Genomic DNA, 21,469 nt, shown 5'->3' on the forward strand with positions numbered 1-21,469 from the left:
CAAAAACACTCACCAAAAAGAATAAATATCCTGATTTTAGTGAGTGCTAGAGTCTATTTACCAAGACTCCCTTTTTATTATGTATAAAAAAAGCCTTCAATTTCTTGAAAGCTTCTTTGGGCGAACGATGGGATTCGAACCCACGGCCCCCGGAACCACAAACCGGTGCTCTAACCAACTGAGCTACGATCGCCATTTGTTTTTTTGCTGTGCAAAGATACAACTATTTAATTGACGATTCCAAACATTATTTTGAAAATAAAATTAAAATATAATCAAAAAGCTATAAACCACACATTTGCATTATTATATTTTGAAAAACACATAAAAAAAGCCTTCAATTTCTTGAAAGCTTCTTTGGGCGAACGATGGGATTCGAACCCACGGCCCCCGGAACCACAAACCGGTGCTCTAACCAACTGAGCTACGATCGCCATTTGTTTTTTTGCTGTGCAAAGATACAACTATTTATTTGACGATTCCAAACATTATTTTGAAAATAAAATTAAAATATAATCAAAAAGCTGTAAACCACACATTTGCATTATTATATTTTGAAAAACACAAAAAAAGCTTTCAATTTCTTGAAAGCTTCTTGGGCGAACGATGGGATTCGAACCCACGGCCCCCGGAACCACAAACCGGTGCTCTAACCAACTGAGCTACGATCGCCATTTGTTTTTTTGCTGTGCAAAGGTAGATAAAAAGTTTAGAAAAACAGCATTGTTTTATGTAAACAAAATTCAACACCTATAAACCACCTGTAAATCAGGGATAAAAAATAAAAAAAAGAGTGATTATTTGACTTTTCACAGCTCTATAATCACTCTTTTTATTCATAATCTATCTATCAAAAGTCAAACGTTGACCTTTTACATCTTCATGGAAAGTTCCATTTTCATAGGCCAAATGACCTGAAACAATAGTATGTGTTACTGTTGAAGCAAAAGTATGACCTTCAAATGGAGACCATCCACACTTATAGTTGATGTTTGATTTATCTACCGTTTGAGGAGCATTTAAATCTACTAGTACCAAATCAGCCCAGTAGCCTTCTCTGATGTAACCTCTTTTCTCTACTTCAAATAAAATAGCAGGATTATGACAAGCTTTCTCTACAATTTTCTCTAAAGAAATTTTTCCGTCTTTATAGAAATCTAATAAAACTTGCAATGAATGCTGTACCAATGGACCACCTGATGGAGCTGATGTATATTTATTTGATTTCTCTTCAAGCGTATGAGGAGCGTGATCTGTTGCAATCACATCAATTTTATCGTTCAATACACCTGCAAGAATTCCCGCACCGTCTTCTTTTGTTTTCACAGCTGGGTTCCACTTGATAAATGCACCTTTCTCTTTATAATCCTCATCAGAGAACCACATATGATGCACACACGCTTCTGAAGTGATTTTCTTATCTTTTAATGGAATATCATTATCAAAAAGCTCCAGTTCTTTGGCTGTAGAAATATGAAGGATATGCAATCTTGCTCCATGCTTTCTAGCCAATGCTACTGCTTTTGAAGAAGAAGAATAGCAAGCTTCAGCACTTCTGATTTCAGGGTGACATTCCATTGGGATATCGTCACCGAATTTCTCCACATATTTAGCCATATTCTCAGCAATCATAGGATCGTCCTCACAGTGAGAAGCAATGATCATTTGAGCATTTTTGAATAAGTTGGCTAAAGTCTCCTCATTATCTACAAGCATATTTCCTGTAGAAGACCCCATAAATACTTTGATACCGCAAACATTTTTTGGGTCAGCTTTCAATACTTCTTCCAAGTTATCGTTAGAAGCACCGATATAGAAAGAGTAATTGGCAAGAGATGTTCTTGAAGCAATTTCATATTTCTCTTCCAATTTTTCAATTGTCACCGTTGGAGGTTTCGTGTTAGGCATCTCCATAAATGAAGTGACACCTCCAGAAACTGCCGCTCTTGATTCTGTTTCGATATTGGCTTTCTGTGTTAAACCAGGCTCTCTAAAATGTACTTGATCATCAATCAAGCCAGGGAGAAGATATTTCCCTTCAGCGTTTATTACCTTTTCGTCTGTTTGCGCCTCTAATGAAGTTCCGATCTTTTCGATCTTACCATCTACAACCCTGATATCAGATGTAAAAATGGTTCCCTCATTGACGATTTGTGCGTTTTTGATAAGCATCTTCTCCATGATATATGTATGAATTAAAAATTAGGGTGAAGATACTATGCTTGCTTTTCATCTAAAAATAATACATAAAAAAAAGCCTCATCTTGTGAGGCCTTTTTGCAGTTTGTCAGTCTTAGGCAGCCGAAAAATTCAACTGCTTAGTTTATAAAGTGAAAAGAACCATTACGCTCTTAAGACTTTATGTTTGTCTTTGTTCTATTACTTCTTACGTAGGTAATAGAAAAAGGAAGACGATTTTTTCAGTATCTTAACCTTTTTGTCAATAATTAAGATCCAAAAACCTTGCAATCAATATTTTAACACTCCACCTCTTCTACCTTTCACCCTCATTTTCTTTGAAAAATCTTAAAATATCTTCCATGACTTCAATTCTTTTTTGCTCTGAGAGAATAGTCTCAAATGGAAAACCAAATGCTACTACCTTCTCATTTCCATTATTGAAGCTTACTCCTGCCCCTTTTTGATTGCTAGTATACCTTCCTATCTGCTTTGCCGCTTTCCCCCAAGGCTCTAATGCATCGGGTGATTCCACTTTATACATTTCATTGTCATCTGATTTCGAATAGGTCAAACCGTTCAAATTCGGGAAAGCTTTATCAATGCTCTTCACCTTCCCTATTACATCAGCATGATCTGTTCTACCAATCAGATGCAGGACATTCTTTCCATAAAGCACATCAGGATGTTTTCTTCCTTTAGGAATACCATTTTCTTCATAAAACAAACTTGACCCTAAATAAGCACCACTGATGAAAAGGTTTCCTCCTTGTTTTAAATAGGCTTCAATTCCTGCTCGCAATTCCTCTGATAATATTGTGAATTTCGTTTTCTTACCCCATTGATGAAGGTTTATATTTTTTTGCTCACCCAATACTACATCGACAGCAAAATAATCTTCAAGCTTAATCGCCCCTTCCTTTAAAGCTGTTTGATTACATGACACAAAAGACTGCTTCAAATAATACATCGCTTTTCCATGAACAGCAGGGTAATTAAAAGTATTCCCCTTTATAATAGCTGTTTCTTTATCGGCGAAACTTGCTCCAAAACCCGGTGCGTCATCATCTACCCAAGGGGATTGAGGGTTAAAATCATATTGAGCACCGATATAAGATAGGTCTCTTTGATCTGCCACCCCATGATCTAAATGACTGAAGCCTTGATAACTTTCTGTTTGAATAAATGAAGGAGATGAAAGACGGTCAAAAGCATTCACAATTAAAACAGGATCATTTCCAAAATCTGCCATACTTAATTCATCCGTTGGAAAACTTTCTCCTCCACTATTGACAGCTGTTACTTTAAAACTATAAAAGTGTTCTTTCTGAATTGGTAAAATAATACTGGAGTCGGTGATCACCTTACCGTTATCCCAACCTTCGTTATCTTTGTTTGTATATAGTTTATAGAATGTTGGACGTGCTGTTTCTTCTAATTTATCTAACTGTGGTTTCCAATTCAAATGTGCTTTATTTTTTTGAAGAACCACAGAAAAATGTGTAGGTGGCAAAGGCTGAACAACATATTCTCTATTTTCCTGGAAAGCTATATATTTCAAAATACCTTTATAAATCGAACGGCTCACATCAAACCTGAAAACCGGATCTAAAGCAAACCACATATCTTTGAAATTTTGATGTGAAAGCAACTCAATCAAAACACTCGGCACATCAGGATACACTGCTTCACTATATCTTTTATCCCAAAGTGAGCGTCTGTTCCAGATAGAGTCATGCAATACTCTAGCGTCATCTACGATTTGGGTTTGTACAATATCTGCCAAGTCTCTACTCGTCATTCTTGCCTGTCCGTCTTTAAAATGTACATTTTTCTCCATATCGGTTGTACTGTAGATGGCCAATGTACCGATAGTTGTATCTGACTTAGAAACACCTGCATCAGTATGAAGCGCCAATGCCAGATCAATTGGTATATTCAAGCCTTTATTCTCTTCTTTCGGGTTTAATGCGAGCGGTGCTCCCACTAACCAATTCACCCATTCTCCTCTAGACTGATAATCATCTTTGTAATCATTCTTTCCTTCATTGAGAGAATAAACCCATTCAGGAGCCCCAGCATACTGTAAATTATATCGTGCACCCTCTGTATACCTCGCCCTTCCGCTTGTCGTCCCTTCTCTGACAATATTTCCAGAACCACCACCAAAACGCACCGCATCAGCTGTGATATAATGCTCTTTGGATTTTGAGTAAGAAGACAAATAAACACCCTCACCTTCTGAACCATCAAAACTGAATGTTCCTATGTAAACCCAAGTTTTTGGGGCCATTTTTTGATTGACAATAAAAGAAGTTTTCTGCTTTTTATGCTTCACAAAATAATGAGCATCTTCAACGGCCAACTCATTAAATGCATAAGAAATATACACTGCATACTCTCCCTTCATGGTTTTATGAGTATTCCATGTAAAAGCAATATCTTGTTTTTTGTTTGTTGTTTTTACTTTTCTTGATGTCCCTAACTCAAAAGGATTCTCATGATCATTGTAGAATAATTTATGCTTATAACCAGTGTTACCAGCCACTACCTTTTTCCCTTCCTTATACCCTTCACGTTCGCCATCATTATCGACTACAAAACATTTAGTTTGTATTCCTCTTTCCCTTGGAATGTAAATATTTGCACCAGCATTTTCCAGCATCGGCGCTAAATACGGCAGAACAAAAGCAGTCGGCAATAAGTCTTCAACAGTTTGAAATAATCTTGCTCTTTGCCATTCCCATCTTTTTAGATTTTGTTCATAAAATAAACCATGACTGTTCCATATCGCTAAATGATTTCCGTATAAGCCATTTTGAATAATGTCCTCTTCCTTTCTATCTACTCTTTTTACATGAATAGACCGTATAGAATCATATTGCACTAACTGACGTTCTGCATCAAGAGGGTGAGTGTCTCTATAATAATTAGGCACTAAATCCTTCAAATAGTTTTTAGGAACAATGGGCCATTTATTTTTCTTTGCCAGTTTTTTGAAGCCCGTATTATTCGATTGTCCCACAAAGAAAATCAAGTCATATCTATTGTAAGATTCACCAAGTTGTGCTCTCACGTTTTTTTCTATAGAAGATAAATCGTCAATTCTTACGGGGGAATATCCCCAATGCTTACTTAAAAAGAAATAAATCTTGCCATTTTTCTTTGAAAAGGACAATGTATCTAAAACTGCAGAAGAATCAGGTTGAAAATGATACGTCCCCTGTTTTGCTTTCTCTAAATATTGATTAAATGATTTTTGTATCTGCTGGATTGATTGACCATTTGATATATTTAAAAAGTGAAACGTTAAAAAAATGGTCAGTAAGAATTTATTCATCGTTGTCTAGAAATTTACCATTAAAAAATTGGTGAAAATGAAAAAAGAGGAACAAAGTAAAACTAGTCCCTCTAACCTTCAGTAATATAAAAGTATGGGCTACTACTCCCATACAATAATTCAATTTTAAGAAATAAAACACCTCCTCCTAACACACTGCCTACTTCTCTGTGTTTTATTTTTGTTTAGGTTTTCTTCAAAAAAACCTCATCAAATTTATAACTTTTGTGTTAAAAACAAGAATAGAAATTAGAAAATAATAACATCAAACAGGCTTCTCTCCTAAATTCTTTGAATATTACAATCCAATAGTCAATTAATACCCCTAAAATACAAAAAAGGTCACCTGATAAAAGGTGACCCTCGTTATTATATCTTTTTATTTATGTCTTACTTTAATGCTTTCATACATAAATTAGTCACAATTCTTGCATCTTCTTCCACTAATCTATCATGACTGAACACACCTGTAGCTCTTGATGAAGCGTACTGAATAGGAATAGCAGGAAAAACCGCATTAAACATTTCCACATTTATTTCCTCATTCACCTCACCCGTATCATATCCTCTTTGCACCATTGCTTTAGAAGATTCAGGGATTTTCAATGTCATTTCTTTTGACATCAAGAAAGTGTAATCGTTCATCAGCATATTGATGAATTTTGCTCTTGATGGATTATCGTTTGCTAAAGTAAATATCTCGATACAGAAATGTAGAATCACTTGTTCTAGCGACTCCTTTTCTTCCATATGTTTGAAAATGATATTTCTAAAGTATTCAATATTTGATGAATAAAGTGCTTGTACTAAAGCCGCTTTACTTGGGTAATGTCTGTAAAGATACCCGTCTGCTACCCGGGCTTTTTTAGCAATAGACGAAACTGATGCCCCACCATAACCTTTGCTTACAACCATTTCGATTGTCGCTTCTTTAATTCGCTGTAATTTAGTTTCGTCGATACTTTTCGCCATTGTTTAAAATTAATTGAGGTAAAATAGAAATTGCCAAAATGCTCCGTTATGTGATTATCATATTATAAAATATGATGCTCTTAATTGAGCTTGAAAAGATAAGATAAATGAATAAATTTTCACTTTACGTATCACAAATTTATCATAAACTTACTACCTTCCAAGAAAATAGGCAAAATAATCTATGGAATATAACGAAAAGTCGAAAAGATGTTTCTTATTCTAGATTTTAAATTGGAAAGTAAAATAATAGTTCCTGCCATCTGCAGGAATGATTCCTGGCCCTGGATAACCTGTAGCTCTTCGGGTAAAATACATATTATCAGTAAGGTTATTTACACCCGTTTCTACCCCAAACCATTTGTAATTATACTTCATTGACAGGTCCATTACATAATACGCTGGAACAGGTCCGTATACTGCATCAGGCAATGGTTTCTCAGTATTGGCGGCATCAGTATATTGTTTATCCACTTTTGTATACTGGAAGGACAAATTGAAATTCTTATATCCTGTATTTACACCTGCTTTCAGGTTATAGGGAGGAATTAATTCTACATCATTTCCGTCATAAACTCTGTCATCAGAAATGTACTTTCCTTGAATAAACGATACATTACCAAATAAATTGAAATGGTATTGAGAATAACGATTGATAAAATGCATCACATTGAGTTCCCCGTAAGCTTCAACACCCACAGTGTAAGCATCTGCAATGTTGGTACGGATAGGGTTAGCTGGATTAGCTAAACCAATTTTATCGTTATAGCGAAGGTAAAAAGCACTTACATCAAAATTCAAGTAATCTGTTTTACCTCTCATTCCAATATCTGCAGAATATCCTTTTTCATCTTTCATATCGGGGTCAATCCTCACATTGGTGTTCAAAGACCTCAAATCAGAATAAGTGATTGCTCTATAGTTTTGAGAAATATTACCGTAAATCTCTAAATTTTCATTCAGCTTATAACTCAATCCTACTCCCGCAATCAAGATGGATCTGTTATTATTAATCGTATCAGGTTCAGCTTGTGTGATCTCTTCAATCAAACCGTCATCTCCTACTTCAAAATACGTCTTCTGATAATACCCCTCACCTGACGTACCAATCAACTCAAATCTCACACCTGGCGTAATACTGAACTTATCTGTCAATTGGAATATATTTTCCACAAAAAAAGCATAGTTCTGAATCTTGAATTGATGATCTGAGAGTAATGAATCAGGATGTGAGAAATTAAAATCTGCATCTTTTCCATCAGAAGCATCTCCTTGTTTCTTATCATCGTTACCATAATAAACTCTTGAACCCAATACGAAAACAGAAGGTCTATTATTTAATGAATAGTGTTGGAGGTAACGAATTTCAGAACCTACATTTCTAAACTGATCAGCCACAAGTAATCGTGGTTCAGTGTAAGGATTTTCTTTATTGAGGTTGATGCCTAATGCATCTCTGCTTGCAAAAAGGCCAAAGTTTTTCATTTCAATTTTTGCATTTGAGCTGATTCTGTATTGTAAATCAACCGCAGCAATATTCCAGTTTACTTTAAACCAGTTTTTATCGGTATAAGAAGCTCTTGGATCTCTATAAAACTCTTCATCTGTCAAACCACCCGGCTGTTGTGCTAGGTAATCCATATGTGTAAACTCAAAACCTACTTTAAAACGTTCGCTTACTTCAACATCAACGGCAGTATAAACGGTATTGACATCAAAAGCCGAGTTAGGTCTCCAGCCATCTCCGCCTTTATATTGATAAAGCGCATAGTAATTCACTTTCCCTTTTTCTCCGCCTATGCTATTAAATGAATTGAAAAGGCCAAAAGAACCTACAGTTTGACGTGTTACAAATTCAAAAGGTTTATTGGCAGGACCTTTTTTCATTTTGAAATTCAATAATCCGCCGAATTGTGTACCGTATTGCAATGAAGCGGCGCCTCTTACAATCTGAACTTCATCAACAGCTTCTAACGGTGGCGTATAATAACTTTCAGGATATCCTAATGCATCAGCCGCAATATCATATCCATTTTGTCTCGTATTGAAATTTGAAGTACGGTCTGGGCTTAAACCTCTACCACCAATTCCTAATTGAATGCCGGCTCCATCACTTTCCCAGATGTTCAAACCTGGTACTCTATTGTAAACTTGTCTTGAATTATTTGTAGCTAAATTGGCCGTTAGGTTTTCGATCTGAATCACCTCACTTTTCTTTCCTTCATAAATCGAAGTTCCTTCCACAGCCTCAAGTCTTGTAATTTCAGCAGTTTCGTTATTATCCGTTACATCTACTTCATCCAGTACTTTCTCAATCACTCTCATTGTGAAATTGAGTTCCTGTTTCTTCCCTTCTATTTTGATGTCCTTCTCCATGGGCGTCAAGCCATACTTAAACACACCAATAGAATAGGTTTCTCCTTTTTTGAGGTTCGAGATTGTGTAGCGTCCATTTTTATCAGATTTCACTTTAATATTAGTGTTCTTTATATAAACGTCTGCTCCCTCAACTGTCTCTTGAGAATCAAACTGAATTAATTTACCGCTAACTGATTGTGCAAATGAAGTTAGTGATGAAAAGAAAAGTAGAGTAATGAATAAAAACCTTGTCATATAAAATTATCCCTTGAAGGGAAGTATCCATGTTTTAGGAGCAAAAGTATCCTCCAACTTCGTTAAATCTATTGTCGGGTCTATAAAAGGTTTGCTCGCTCTCCCATTAAGAGAAACATAAGCATCTGTATAGACCTCTGGGTTTTGAACCCCTTTTTCTTCAAAAACGCTTTTCAAATAGTGTGCATACTGAAGAATCATATCCGGCTGAGTGGCCATCATTTTTTCCTGAAGAGGCGTCAAGTAATCACGGTTGTTCACCTCTATTCTATGGTTTGTCGCAGGGTTTAAAACATAAAATGTTGCTGTCCCTGATTTTTCCATCAGCATTACTCTCCATGAAAAACGGAAACCCTGCTCTGTCCAGAACAATTTCCCTCCGTATAATGCATATCTAAAAGGAAAAGCTGACTGAATAATGATAAAAGTAGCAAAGCAGAATTTGATGATTTGCTGAGGTATAGAATTAATTCTTCCTCTTCTGACTTGCATGGATAAGTTTTCTGAACTGAAAAACCTGCTTAAAAATAGAATAATATTCTCGTGAAATTGATCTGAAAAGAAGATCAATGTACTCAACACCATGATATAAGGGAACATCCCGATAGGGAATAATGTCGCAGTCATGATATGAAATACAACCACTAAGAAATAAGCAAAACCTCTGAATTTCTTTATAGAAAGCAAGAATGGAATGAATAGATCGTAAATACAACCAATCCAGCTAAAAGCAAAAGCTACCCATTTGTATTTCAATAAGGGCCCAATCAAAAAAAGATCAGCTCTTGAAGCTAACCAAAGGCGTAATGGCTGTGCTTTCAATAACCAATCTGCATTGATTTTCGCAACTCCTGCATAAAAATAAACAATTCCCAATTGTGCTCTTACAATATTTACCGTCCACGCTGATACATATTTTCTATAAGTCTCAGGATTTCTGTATACATCAACAGAAAAACGTCTATGTGCAGGGAGGAAAATCATTATAAATGCCATAAGACTGACAAAGTAATAATGATTCAGATAGTTGGTAAGGTCAATTAATTCTACATAAGTAAAGGTAAGGAAATACAGCGTGGCAGAAATTCTATAAAATGCACCTAATGCTATACCTATTGCACTCAATATCATCACAATGAATATAAAGTACATCCCCGATTCACCTAAAGGCTCTACCCATGAGAAACCAAAGTAATGAAAAAAGAATTTGGGTTGAACGAATTGTGTATCAATCCAACCGTTCACCCAAAAACGAACTGCACTCAAGGCCATCATTATACCGAATATCATTCGGAAAACGACCAAGGGTGCAATAGAAGTCTGATTATTGACTAGTTTATTATAGTATCCCATATCCTAATCTCCATCCGAGTCTTGGTAAGTAATTTTCACTGATAAAGCAGAAGACATTTCTGACTTGATCATTACGACTAACCTTGACATTTCTGTATATAATTCCTCCACTGTTTCGTCTTGTGCTTCAATGTGATTAGCAAAAGGACTTTGGCAGTTATCAATTTTCGATTTAATTACAGCAAATTGATTTAAGATCTTTCCTGACAAATCTTCTTGGATCGAACCTGTATTATAATAAGCAGTCAGATAATCATCCAAGCCTACTCCATCTCCACCTTTAAAGTAGTTTTCTAATGAAATAATGTTTCTTTTTAAAAGGTCTAAAGAATTTACGCTGTAGTAAGCTTCCACTGACATAGGGCTTGGTTTTCCTGATAAAGAATTCTTACCTAAAGCATAACCAACTCTTTGGTTCTTACATCTTTCATATGCCTTATTGTATTCGTTTACAATATAAGAAAGAGAACTACTTGGATCATTTCCTTCATTTGCAGCAAATGTAGCAACATAATCACCTGACCAAGTATCATTTACATAAGTAGCTTTCGCTAATAAATCCGCTGCTACTGCATTTAAATATTCACCTCTGAATGCATTCGCTTTGAATGCTTCAATTACAGTTGCTTTTTCATCCTTGAATAAAAGATAATCAATAGCAGGAAGTCCTTTTTTGTTGTTCGCTGTAACTGATCCAAGATTTAATTTCTCATCCGTAATATCAGCTTCCAATGCTGTGTAATTTGTAGGAAAAGTATTTGAGGAAGTTAAAAAAGCGTTTTCCAATGCTGGACCGTATTGGAATGCATTGACTTTTGCCCAGTTCTGATAAGCATTTATTAATGCTGAACCCGCGGCATCATAAGTTTCTTCTGTTGGGTTACTGACAAATGCTTTTACTTTTTCATCAAGTGCAGTAACTGAAGTGTGATAATCGCTAATAGAAGGTTTGATAATGTTGTTGGCATAATTGCCTAACATGTCAGTTTGTGAGAAGTCGAGCTCTACGTTTTGACTTTCTTCAGTACATGAGAAGAAAAGAAGAGCAGGGATAAGTGTGATAAAAAAATTAAAAAGTTTCATAATAAACTTCAGAAGTGAAATGAATGAAATTGCCCTCAAACCAATTTCAATAATGGTTTGAGGGTGCAAAGATATATTATAAACTGTTAACTACCTCAGAAGTGAAGCCATAAGTTGATTGAAGAATACTTTTAATCTCAATAATATTTTCAGTTGTCAACTCATCTACATTGTTACCGTGCGCGGCAATTACTTTATCTAAATTATCATTAGTGATTGCTTTTGATGCATTATATTGTAAACACCATGCAAATGCTAGTGCTTCAGACCAGTGATGCATTCTATCGCCATCTGTAGTATCTGTAAGAATTGCATTTAAATAATGAATAACATTGATTGCCACTAGTTCTTCCCACTTCGCTACGATAATATCACGTTGAGCATCTCTTGTATCGTAGTCTTTTGCAGTGATTGCAGCACGACCTTTTAAGAAAGCTGTGAAGATTTCACCTGAAACATCATAAACACCTGCACGAGATTTAGCATATTTTGCCCAGTACCAGTTTGTTGCTTCAGTATTTACTGGATAATCAGCAGCAGCACCAAAGTAACCGAATGCTTCATCCCAGTAGTGCTCCATTGCAGTACCTTTACCCTCTGTCACTTCCTCATTATCAGTATCTAATTTCTCATCTGATAAATAGTAAGAAACTGCTTGGTAATATAAAACAGCACCCATTAAACCTTTTGCTACCATTTGAGCGGGCTCATGACCTTCAGCGTCAAATAAACGTCCTTCATAAATGTTATCGGCATTCCCTGAAGCAGTTTCAGCACTTTTGAAGTAATCATATACTTCAGACTTCACATTCACAGTCAAAGTTGCTTCATCGTATGTTTTACTTTCTAAATCTTTAGAAGAGTTAAATAAAGTACCTGACTCATTAGAATAAATTGAAAGCATTACTGACTCTTCCAATTTAGTTGTACCGTCATTTCCTGACTTTATATATCTTTCTAAAGAGTCCAACATTTGAATTCTTGCTGTTTGACCTGAATAGTCTACATTATCGAAAGCATATGTTGTTGGAACATCGTAACCCGGATCTAAATCATTAATGATTTCTTTTGTTTCTGAACAAGAAAATAATGTTGTAGCTAAAAGAGCTGATGCAGCAAGTTTGTTAGCGAATGATGAATAGATTTTCATAAATATGGATGTGAAAAAATTATCTATAGTTGAAATTAATGTGAGCAAAATTATCTTTTATTTAGATTTAATCCAAATATTATTTAAAATTAGTTTAAATAAGAGTTAGTGCAATTAGCTAACTAATTCATTACCAGTTTTATTTTTTTGAAACAATGCACACTCCACTCTAAAAGAGCATTTACTCTATAAAAATCACTTCACGAAATCATTGGATTTTTGATAAAAAGAAAGAGTATAAAAGATGTAAAATCTAGCCTTTTGGCATCACTCCTCTTTTATACTCTTTTCAAAATAGACTAAGAAATCCGCTTTGAATAATTAGAATTTTCTTTTACTATTTCTTATTCCTTTTTCTAAATAATAATGCATCGTTCTTTTTAAAATATTTCTAACATGCAGTTTTCCATTTTTCAGAATAGGGAATCGCTCTTCAACAGGTGTTTGGTCTATATAAGGTGATGGTCCTACAAATTCTTTTTTGCTTTTTACTTCACCCTTCCCTGTTGGTTTATACGCACATAAATATTTATAACGCCACAATCCTAGTTCAAAAGCTTGATATTGGTACTTGCCTGATTTACTATTCTCTACCTGCAAAGAAGTTCTAAATCTGAAGAAATTTGAGACTTTACTGATTAAAATTCCAGGGTAATAAGAACGATTCATCAATTTGATGGAAGGCCATACCTGATCCGATACATCCTTAGCATTTAGGTTTTCATAACCTATGGAAGCCAAATCATTGTGGTATGCTTTTTCATTGGTAAAATCTTTGATGACCCATGACTCCGCCCAATTTTTCAATACTTTCTTTTCCTTATCTGATTGCTCTTCTTTTATGATATAATAATCCGCTAGTACTATCCTTCCTCCTGGCTTTAAAATTCTGTAAGCTTCTTCTAAAAAAGCATTTTTAGGTTCAGAATACATTGCACTTTCTATGGCTATGACTGCATCAAAAGTAGCATCTGGAAAATCCGTTTCACAATAGTTCATACAAGAAAAAGTAGTGAGCCCTGCTGGATCCAATTCCTCTTGAAGATTTTGAGCTTGCTTTAATTGATGAGGCGACAATGTTATACCATGCACCTCACAGCCAATATGTTTTGCCAGAAAAAATGATGTACCACCTACTCCACATCCTGCATCTAGTACTTTATCACTCTTTGTGATCCTTCCATGCTTTGCCACCTGAAAGTTGGTGTTCCAAAGTGCCTGTCTGTGTGTTAAAGTATTTTCATCCCAATAACCATAATGTAAAGCCAATGAGTTTTTTAATTGCCACACAATCTCATAATCCCGATTGCATTCATCATAGTATTGCTCTATACTTTCCACATCCATGGTTTGTGTAGTCATTTCCATTGAAGAGTTCATATGTTTAACCTGTTTAGAAGCTCTAGTAGTACAACCTTCATGGCCGTTAATCTTTAAGAGCAATGTTTTTCTTAATCTAAAGTTTGTTTAAGCTTATTTGTGAACAGCCCAGTTTTATATCTTCCTTTCTTTATAAGTACCTGTTCAAAATTATCTATAGCTTTAATTCATTCTACATTTATAAACTATATTTAATTATGATCAGCTACTTAAGAAGCTATCCTTTAAATATATATTATTTTAGTTTCTCGGACAAAAACAGCTTTCTAATTCATTCCCAAATCCTACATTTTCAATCATTTGAAGAGCTTTAAAAGAAGTCTCCAATAAAGTATCATTTAAAAATAAAAACTTCGCTATCTATCCTATTCACATCCACAAATCAATCTTCCATTATTTTAATGTCTATTATGTGTCTATAGGATTAAAATGCCTATCCATAAGCTGTCTATAAGTAAAAATAGCCTTTCCAAAGAGAAATAAAGAGTTTTGAAACATAGTCGAACACTAAATCAGGTCTTTATGAAAATACGAGTAAAGACCTTTTCAACAATCAAAACAACAACCTTTATATTGAAATGAAAAAATTATTTATGGTGTTATTGGGACTGCTCTCCTTTAGTTATGGATGGTCTCAGCCCAATACCACAACACCTCATGAACAAAATGAACAAGCTGTCCGCTCCTTAGACGGATATAGATGGAAAATGAAAATGATGCTTCCGGGTGAGGGAGTAAAACAGGGACTGCATAAAATTCCGCCAGAAGATATTGAAACATTGGTTTGGAATAATGCGAAAGTTCCGGGTGATGTCTATACAGATCTTTGGAAAGCTGGAGTGATTGAAGATCCTTATTTCGGAAGAAACAGTGTGAAGGCACAATGGGTACAGCATTATGAATGGTGGTATGCGCATCAGTTTAATGTAACGGAGGAAATCAGTGATCAGGTGGTAGATATACTTTTTGAAGGCGTAGATTACAGCTGTGAAGTGTGGCTCAATGGCCATTATTTAGGCAAACATGAAGGTGCATTTTCTTCTTTCCGTTTTAATGTAAATGAATACCTTAGAATTCATAAGTATGATTTCCTCAAGGCAAGAAACATGTTGGTGATCAAACTGGCTCCTCCTCCAAAAGTCAATGCCAATGTAGCCGGTAAGAAAACACCTTGGTTTGGTGATTATTGGAGAGACCTGATTCCTTTTGGTATCTCTAGGTCAATCAAAATGGTGAGAACAGGCAAAGTGAGATTCAGAGATGTCTACGCTAATAATAAAATCAATAAAGACGGTACTGCTGATGTAACTCTTGAAATGAGTGTGGAAAACACTTCTCAGGAAACAAAGAAAATGGCTTTTGTCACTTCATTAAAGGGAAAAAACTTTGAGAGTAAAGAGGTCAAAGTTTCTTTTGAAGCTGATGTGAAGCCAGGAACACATAAAATCTCAAAGACAATCCACCTCAAAAAACCACAACTATGGTGGCCATGGGATTTAGGAAAGCCTAATTTGTATGAGGCTAAAATCACATTGAAAGAGAATAATAATAACCATGATTTCAATGAAGTCACTTTTGGTATTAGAGAAGTAACTTCAAAATGGAACCCTGGCTTTAAGAAAGGTGTGGATGTCAGTTTCCCAAGGTCGACATATATTAATGGTAAGTTTCATTTCATCCGTTCTGCTTGTTGGGGTGGGCCTCCAGATATTTTCGTTGGAAGAACCTCGTTGGATGAATACAAAGAGTTGATCCGATTGGCGAAAGAAGCTAATATGAATAATATCAGAATTTTTGGATGGCATCCACCTGAAATTCCTGAGTTTTATCAATACTGTGATGAAATGGGTATTACAGTTTGGCAAGATATGATTCCTCTAGGAACGGGTAATATTCCTTCTGAACGTGAGCAATTGGCAGAGATTTTTGATGAGGCAGTTAAGGTAATAAAAGAAAGACGTAACCACCCTTCACTGATTATGATGGAAGGCGGAGAAGAAATGTTGCTGCGTACGCGTGATCCACAGTTTGGTAGAGCTTTCTTAGAAGAACTAGGTGATTCACTTCAGGCCTATGCCAATCTACCTTATGTACCTGACTCTCCTTTGACTTGTCATGTTTCAAAAGCGGCAGGCTATAAGAGCAAGGAGGCTGTTCATGCTTTGCGTTATTTTTATGATATGGGAAAATGGTTGCACGAGGATTGGTATCAAACTTTAAAATTCCCGATCGTACCAGAATTTGCCATTACTTCAGTTCCTTCTGTGGAAAGCTTGAAGAAGTTTATTCCTGAAGATGAATTATGGACACCTGGATTAAGCTGGGGACATCACTGGGCAGACCTTACGCGTTTAAGAATGCAAAACTGGGATGTTTTTGGCAGTGAAATGAAAGGTTCATTAGATGAGTTTGTCAATGCGACTCAAGATGCTCAGGGTATTATTTTCCAAAACGGAATCGAATATTTCAGACGTCAGAAACCGGAATTAAGCGGTATTGCTCTTTGCCACTTTATCACCTATTGGCCTGATATGAAATGGGGCATCGTTGATAACTATCAGAAACCGAAACGCTCTTTTGATTTTGTGAAAAAGGCTTATCAACCGACTTTAATCAGCTTGAATTTCCATAAAAGAAGATGGGGTAACAAGGAGAAATTTAAAGGTGAACTATGGGTAGTGAACGACTTATACAAAGACTTTAAGAAGACTTCAGCAACTTTAAAAATCAAGGATGACAAAGGAGCTATTCTTAAGGAAGAATCTTTCTCTTTTGGAAATGTTGCTGGTAATAGTGCGAAGAAGTATGTAGATATTTCTGCTGATGTGCTTCAAAAAGTAAAAGAGAAATTCTATGTTGAAGTTGAATTGAAAGACGATAAAGGAAAGGTGATTTCTAAAAATGATTACTTCTTCTTAATTGGTGATCAAGAAGCGGCTTCAAAAGAATTTAAAGTCTGGATGAAAAAGCGTATGGAACTTGAAAATAAATATGGGCTATATGGTTCGTATTATCACTTCTTTGATGATTTCTCTGGTGAAAATGGAGGAAAATATGAGAGTGATGCTCAAACTCCTAAGGCTTTTGGTTTCCCTGAAAACTAAGCTTTAAAAATTAAAATGGTCTGTAATGTTTTCATTAATACGGAAACGTTACAGACCATTTCATTATTTAGATATCAATTATTAATTCACCTTTTCTTCCTTTTTGGACATAATCAGTGTAAGCTTATTAAAATTAGCAGCTGAATTAATCACTCCTCTAAACTCATCATAATTTTCTTTAGGGAAGGAAATATCCTTGTAAACTTCATCAACCGTAATCAACAATGAAGAACCTTCCAACTGATAATCCGAAATAAAGTAAGCGACCTCTCTTCCATTAACTGTGATTACATTCTTATTTTTGATTTCCTCTAAACCTTCCAACTGATAACCTTCGGGAATATTAATTGTGATTTCGTGACGGTATTTCTGAATAGTACTCATCACAATTTCATGTTGTCTTTCTTTTTCTTGATAAAGTTCCGACTGTCTCCCAATCACTTTACCTACTGCTATCAGATATTCATTTCCTGCTCTTTCTACCAATTCTGGAGTAGTATATTTCATTTTTAACTTTAAAAAATTAGCTGGATCAGTAGATAATGACATATCCTCCCCTTCCACATCAGTAGATAAAACTTCAAAGTTTTCAAAGGCAGAAAGCATCACATCTTTCATAAATTTCTCTCTGAAATCTACGTCAGCATTTTTTAGCACTGCTCGATAAGAAAAAGCTCTATACCCTTGTGCATAATCTTCTAAAATAACTTTCGGCAATGCTAAATTCTCTTCAAAATCAATAGATGCACGAACCCCTATCTGATTTAAATCAGCACTCAAAGCCTCTAATTTCTTAAAATCGAAAGTTCTGTAATTCACCTTGCCACTCTCTATGAAATATGACACAAAAATTGCGTTTGTGTTCATCAAACCTGTGTGCACCACACCATATCTCATATGATAATGCTCTGGCAACAAGTATTTTTGGTATTTAGGGAAATAGAAGAACATATCACCAATAGATGTAACCGTTGCAAAGGTTGGATCCATTTCACCATCATAGCGGTTGCATCCATAAACTAAATGGGCTTTCAGACCCAAAGCCTCAAAACAATACATATAAAGAATAGAAAGACCTCTTACATTACCTACACCATTTTCTACAATTGACTTAGGATCAGAAAGTGCCTGAGTTCCTCCTTTTTCCAAACGGATTGTAGATTTAATCTTTTCTTCCAATACAATAATTTTCTCCTCATCTGATAGATTTTGAGAGAGAATATCCTTCACATATTTTTTAGCTACTTTGGCTGTTTTTGGTGATGAACAGTTTTCTGTCATTCTTTTCATTAAGTTCAACCAAGAAAAAATATTCTGCTCATACCCTCCATTACTCGCCATTTTATGCTCGAAACGCATATAAGTGGCATCTTCCAAAGAGTACTCTTCTTCTTCAAAAGCTGGAATATCTTTTTGAGTCAGCCCGATTACTTTCTGGTTTTGAGCGATCAATCTAAACTGTGCGTCTGCTAATCCATTATATGACTTGTACTTAAATTTCCACTGTTTCGGATGCACCAATTCAATTGTGCTTTTTAGAATAGGTACTCCTGCTTGTACTGTTTCCCTGCCAAAAGGCTCAAAAGGTGATTTCACAGTGTATAAATACTCTGCTTTCCCTCCTACTTCCAGACCTTCAATAGCAAATATTTTCACGTTCTGAAAACCCTCTACGTTGTTCAACTCCTTGATATTCTCACGTTGAATATTGGTGATTTTCCCATCAGGGCTGATTGCTCTTACCTTTAGGTGACGTAAACTCCTCCCTACACTCATCGGCACATAAATTTTGTTGTATTTTTCTATACCAGCATCAGAATTAATCTGAATCAATTTATGAATGGTTTTTAAGGAAGTCAGTTGTTGACCTTCAAAATAGTGCTCAATGATTCTTTTATCTTTCAATATCACAGCCTCATAAGCCTGTTGGTCTTCTGATAATTGATAGGACTGCAGGTCAGTTTCAGAACTTAAGTTCACCTGAGTATCAGAATAAGTTGATTGGGCAAAAAGACGTAATGCCATCAACAACAATAGTCCACTAAATAGTATTTTCTTCATTGTATTTTTGTTTGCTAAAAATTTGTAACCAGTAGTAGTAAGTACAAATTCAAACATGAATCATAGTTAATTCTAATTCATTTTTGACTTAGTACTTCAAATCAATTATAAAGTCGCTTTTAAAATTATATTTTCGTGATTGATTTCAGAAACCTTCTGCATAAAGTTATTCCACTCTGCAAATCCTTCTGAAGGCATCAAGAGAAAGTTTGAAGTGAACTTTTTAATATATATCACCTTATCTTCCTGTAGCTCATAACTTGTTTCAATTCCTCCATACTGATGTTGCAACGTTTGAGACTCCGGCAAATAAGACACCGTAAACCCATCAGGAATTTTTAATGTGACCTTTGAAATTACAGTTTCTTTATATTTTTTTTCAAAAGGAATAGTTCTTTTTTCATCCAGCTTTTCGTTTACTTTCTGCTTGTGCAAATTTAGGTTTACATAATACCTGTTGCTTACTTTCTTGGCATATTCAGGCATTTTAAAATCTAAATAAAGCTGTCCACTCTCATTTAAGTTAGAAAAGCCCTGAGTAGAATCATTAGAAATTTCCACACTGTTTTCTCCGATGGCTATAAAATCTCTAAGTGCTTTTTTATTATGACTGATTTCAGCTTTAAAATTCTGAACCTGAAAAGCTTCCTTTGAATACCCTTTGAAAGAAGATGAAAACTTCCCTTTCAAACTTCTGCCTTCCAATTCACAAACTACACTATCGCTTCGTAAATTATCCAAAGCATCAATTTCTGGAACTTTTTCCACCTTATACTCATTTGCGTTTACAGCTAACAACGCCTCTTTTCCTTGAATCATGCTAGTGGGCATTCCAAAGGATGAAAAAGGGTTGGTCGCATCAAGAAAAATGGTAGTATCATTTTCAGAAATAGCACAGATCATATGATTGTCTGCTACAGTACTAGGAAGTTCTGCATAAGTATAAGGTTTACTTCTAGTACCTATCCAAGCTATATGTGCTTTAATTCCCATTTCAGTGTAAAAGGTATAAAGCAGATTGGCCATATCTTTACAGTCTCCATATCTCTTTTGAAGTACATCGCAAGCACTTCTTGGTACAAAACCTGACATTCCATCTTCAAAAGCGATATATTTAATATTGTCCTGCACCCATTTATACACCACTTTTTGTGCTTCTTCTTTTGACATCTCAGGTGTGATAATCTCATTGATAACCGCCTTTACATTTTCCTTGTCACAGGGTTTTACTTTCTGGATTAGTGAAGAATACCAATTGTACAAATCTTCAACATCAGAAGATACATTGATTTTACCAAATGAGCTTTGATAAGATTCAATCAACAGCGCTATATGAGGTGTGGTATAAGTTCTTGAAGGAGCATTTTCAGTAAACTTATAACTTTCCACATTGACCGCTTGCCATGTGATTGTTGTCGTTTTCTTCCCTACCTCCTCTTTCATCTGCAATTTACCTTCATGTTCACCGAAAAGAAGATGCTTTAGCTTCAGATGGTTTGGAAAAGTAACAGAGTATTTTGCATCCATTACAGGATCGATATCCTGAAAGTAAAAAGGCTTGATAAAATGAGGGTCTTTTACTGTTTTGGTATATTTTAATTTACCAATGGCATTTTCTGTCAGCTGAGGGTAAACAAAACTGGTATTCTTATAGCCACTGTAAAAGATACCGCTTTCCATCTCATCACCGGTTTTAAACTCCTTGATTTTGATTTCCTTTAACGATTTCTTGTAAGGCACCATTACTGATGCTTCTAAATTACTGACTTTATCAAATTCTGAAAAATAGATATTCTCCTTCGCATTTTGCTCTAAATTTCTTCGGAATAACTTTTCTGTATAGTGATCTTCTCGAATACTTAATACGTTGTTGATCACATCAATGGTAACATGAGTATAACTTTTCAGGTAAACGACATCTGCGTCTTCCACATTATTGGCCATCAAACTTGAATAGATAAAGCTTATCAGACCGATCATTAAAAATTGTTTCATCACAAAGAGTTCAATAGTTTAAAAAAGTTGCTTTATTGGTAACACACTAAAAACATAGTTTGCTTAATCACCTTCTGCTTCTGAAGAGAAAGTATTTTTATCAAAAATAATAATGTAATTACTCTACCCGATGATTTTTAGATAGTTCATCCTAAAATGAGAAATCATATTTGTAAAGTCTTTGAAATCAACACTTTTAATCATCTCTCTCACTTTATTAAGTCCTCTTCTGAATACACT

Annotated in this window: 11 protein-coding genes and 3 tRNA genes; 1 reads left to right on the plus strand and 13 read right to left on the minus strand. The window is 35.2% G+C overall.

The window, feature by feature from the left end:
- Nucleotides 1-119: 119 nt before the first annotated feature.
- From HHU12_RS28990 to HHU12_RS29040, 11 genes are all read right to left on the minus strand, one after another.
- Nucleotides 120-193, minus strand: a tRNA-His gene (locus HHU12_RS28990).
- A 167-nt stretch (nucleotides 194-360) separates the two neighbouring features.
- Nucleotides 361-434 (minus strand) — tRNA-His (locus tag HHU12_RS28995).
- A gap of 164 nt (nucleotides 435-598) precedes the next feature.
- Nucleotides 599-672: transfer RNA gene (locus HHU12_RS29000), tRNA-His, on the minus strand.
- A 171-nt stretch (nucleotides 673-843) separates the two neighbouring features.
- Nucleotides 844-2,181 carry a dihydroorotase gene (locus HHU12_RS29005; protein WP_169660234.1) on the minus strand — a complete coding sequence of 446 codons (1,338 nt, stop codon included), beginning with the start codon at nucleotides 2,179-2,181 and terminating at the stop codon, nucleotides 844-846.
- A gap of 313 nt (nucleotides 2,182-2,494) precedes the next feature.
- Entirely contained in the window at nucleotides 2,495-5,518 is a 3,024-nt protein-coding gene (locus tag HHU12_RS29010) for a golvesin C-terminal-like domain-containing protein (protein ID WP_169660235.1), read from the minus strand.
- A 390-nt stretch (nucleotides 5,519-5,908) separates the two neighbouring features.
- A complete protein-coding gene (locus tag HHU12_RS29015; RefSeq protein ID WP_169660236.1) occupies nucleotides 5,909-6,490 on the minus strand; it encodes a TetR/AcrR family transcriptional regulator in 582 nt (193 codons plus the stop codon).
- Nucleotides 6,491-6,712: 222 nt separating this feature from the next.
- On the minus strand, nucleotides 6,713-9,103 hold the full coding sequence (locus HHU12_RS29020) for a TonB-dependent receptor domain-containing protein (RefSeq protein WP_169660237.1): 2,391 nt from the start codon (nucleotides 9,101-9,103) through the stop codon (nucleotides 6,713-6,715).
- 6 nt (nucleotides 9,104-9,109) lie between these two features.
- The gene (locus tag HHU12_RS29025) at nucleotides 9,110-10,456 is read right to left on the minus strand and encodes an HTTM domain-containing protein (RefSeq protein ID WP_169660238.1); all 1,347 of its coding nucleotides are present in this window, start codon (nucleotides 10,454-10,456) and stop codon (nucleotides 9,110-9,112) included.
- A gap of 3 nt (nucleotides 10,457-10,459) precedes the next feature.
- Complete coding sequence (locus HHU12_RS29030; RefSeq protein WP_169660239.1) at nucleotides 10,460-11,539, minus strand: imelysin family protein; 1,080 nt, start codon at nucleotides 11,537-11,539, stop codon at nucleotides 10,460-10,462.
- 76 nt (nucleotides 11,540-11,615) lie between these two features.
- Nucleotides 11,616-12,689, minus strand: a complete 1,074-nt coding sequence (locus HHU12_RS29035) for a DUF4856 domain-containing protein (RefSeq protein ID WP_169660240.1) — start codon at nucleotides 12,687-12,689, stop codon at nucleotides 11,616-11,618.
- Nucleotides 12,690-13,010: 321 nt separating this feature from the next.
- A complete protein-coding gene (locus HHU12_RS29040; protein WP_205960022.1) occupies nucleotides 13,011-14,069 on the minus strand; it encodes an SAM-dependent methyltransferase in 1,059 nt (352 codons plus the stop codon).
- Nucleotides 14,070-14,647: 578 nt separating this feature from the next.
- Here HHU12_RS29040 and HHU12_RS29045 point away from each other — a divergent pair.
- Entirely contained in the window at nucleotides 14,648-17,173 is a 2,526-nt protein-coding gene (locus HHU12_RS29045) for a glycoside hydrolase family 2 protein (RefSeq protein ID WP_169660242.1), read from the plus strand.
- Nucleotides 17,174-17,254: 81 nt separating this feature from the next.
- Here the strand turns inward: HHU12_RS29045 and HHU12_RS29050 are convergent, their stop codons facing one another.
- The gene (locus tag HHU12_RS29050; protein WP_169660243.1) at nucleotides 17,255-19,234 is read right to left on the minus strand and encodes a DUF3857 domain-containing protein; all 1,980 of its coding nucleotides are present in this window, start codon (nucleotides 19,232-19,234) and stop codon (nucleotides 17,255-17,257) included.
- A gap of 105 nt (nucleotides 19,235-19,339) precedes the next feature.
- On the minus strand, nucleotides 19,340-21,229 hold the full coding sequence (locus HHU12_RS29055) for a DUF3857 domain-containing protein (RefSeq protein WP_169660244.1): 1,890 nt from the start codon (nucleotides 21,227-21,229) through the stop codon (nucleotides 19,340-19,342).
- Nucleotides 21,230-21,469: the final 240 nt, after the last annotated feature.

The sequence above is a fragment of the Flammeovirga aprica JL-4 genome, from assembly GCF_012844305.1.
Classification (GTDB): Bacteria; Bacteroidota; Bacteroidia; order Cytophagales; family Flammeovirgaceae; genus Flammeovirga; species Flammeovirga aprica.

Bases quoted from the DNA above. Each gene is read 5' to 3' on its own strand.
- HHU12_RS29015 (WP_169660236.1), bottom strand. From the start codon at position 6,490: ATGGCGAAAAGTATCGACGAAACTAAATTACAGCGAATTAAAGAAGCG.
- HHU12_RS29040 (WP_205960022.1), bottom strand. From the start codon at position 14,069: ATGAACTCTTCAATGGAAATGACTACACAAACCATGGATGTGGAAAGT.
- HHU12_RS29005 (WP_169660234.1), bottom strand. From the start codon at position 2,181: ATGGAGAAGATGCTTATCAAAAACGCACAAATCGTCAATGAGGGAACC.
- HHU12_RS29020 (WP_169660237.1), bottom strand. From the start codon at position 9,103: ATGACAAGGTTTTTATTCATTACTCTACTTTTCTTTTCATCACTAACT.
- HHU12_RS29055 (WP_169660244.1), bottom strand. From the start codon at position 21,229: ATGAAACAATTTTTAATGATCGGTCTGATAAGCTTTATCTATTCAAGT.
- HHU12_RS29025 (WP_169660238.1), bottom strand. From the start codon at position 10,456: ATGGGATACTATAATAAACTAGTCAATAATCAGACTTCTATTGCACCC.
- HHU12_RS29035 (WP_169660240.1), bottom strand. From the start codon at position 12,689: ATGAAAATCTATTCATCATTCGCTAACAAACTTGCTGCATCAGCTCTT.
- HHU12_RS29045 (WP_169660242.1), top strand. From the start codon at position 14,648: ATGAAAAAATTATTTATGGTGTTATTGGGACTGCTCTCCTTTAGTTAT.
- HHU12_RS29030 (WP_169660239.1), bottom strand. From the start codon at position 11,539: ATGAAACTTTTTAATTTTTTTATCACACTTATCCCTGCTCTTCTTTTC.
- HHU12_RS29010 (WP_169660235.1), bottom strand. From the start codon at position 5,518: ATGAATAAATTCTTACTGACCATTTTTTTAACGTTTCACTTTTTAAAT.
- HHU12_RS29050 (WP_169660243.1), bottom strand. From the start codon at position 19,234: ATGAAGAAAATACTATTTAGTGGACTATTGTTGTTGATGGCATTACGT.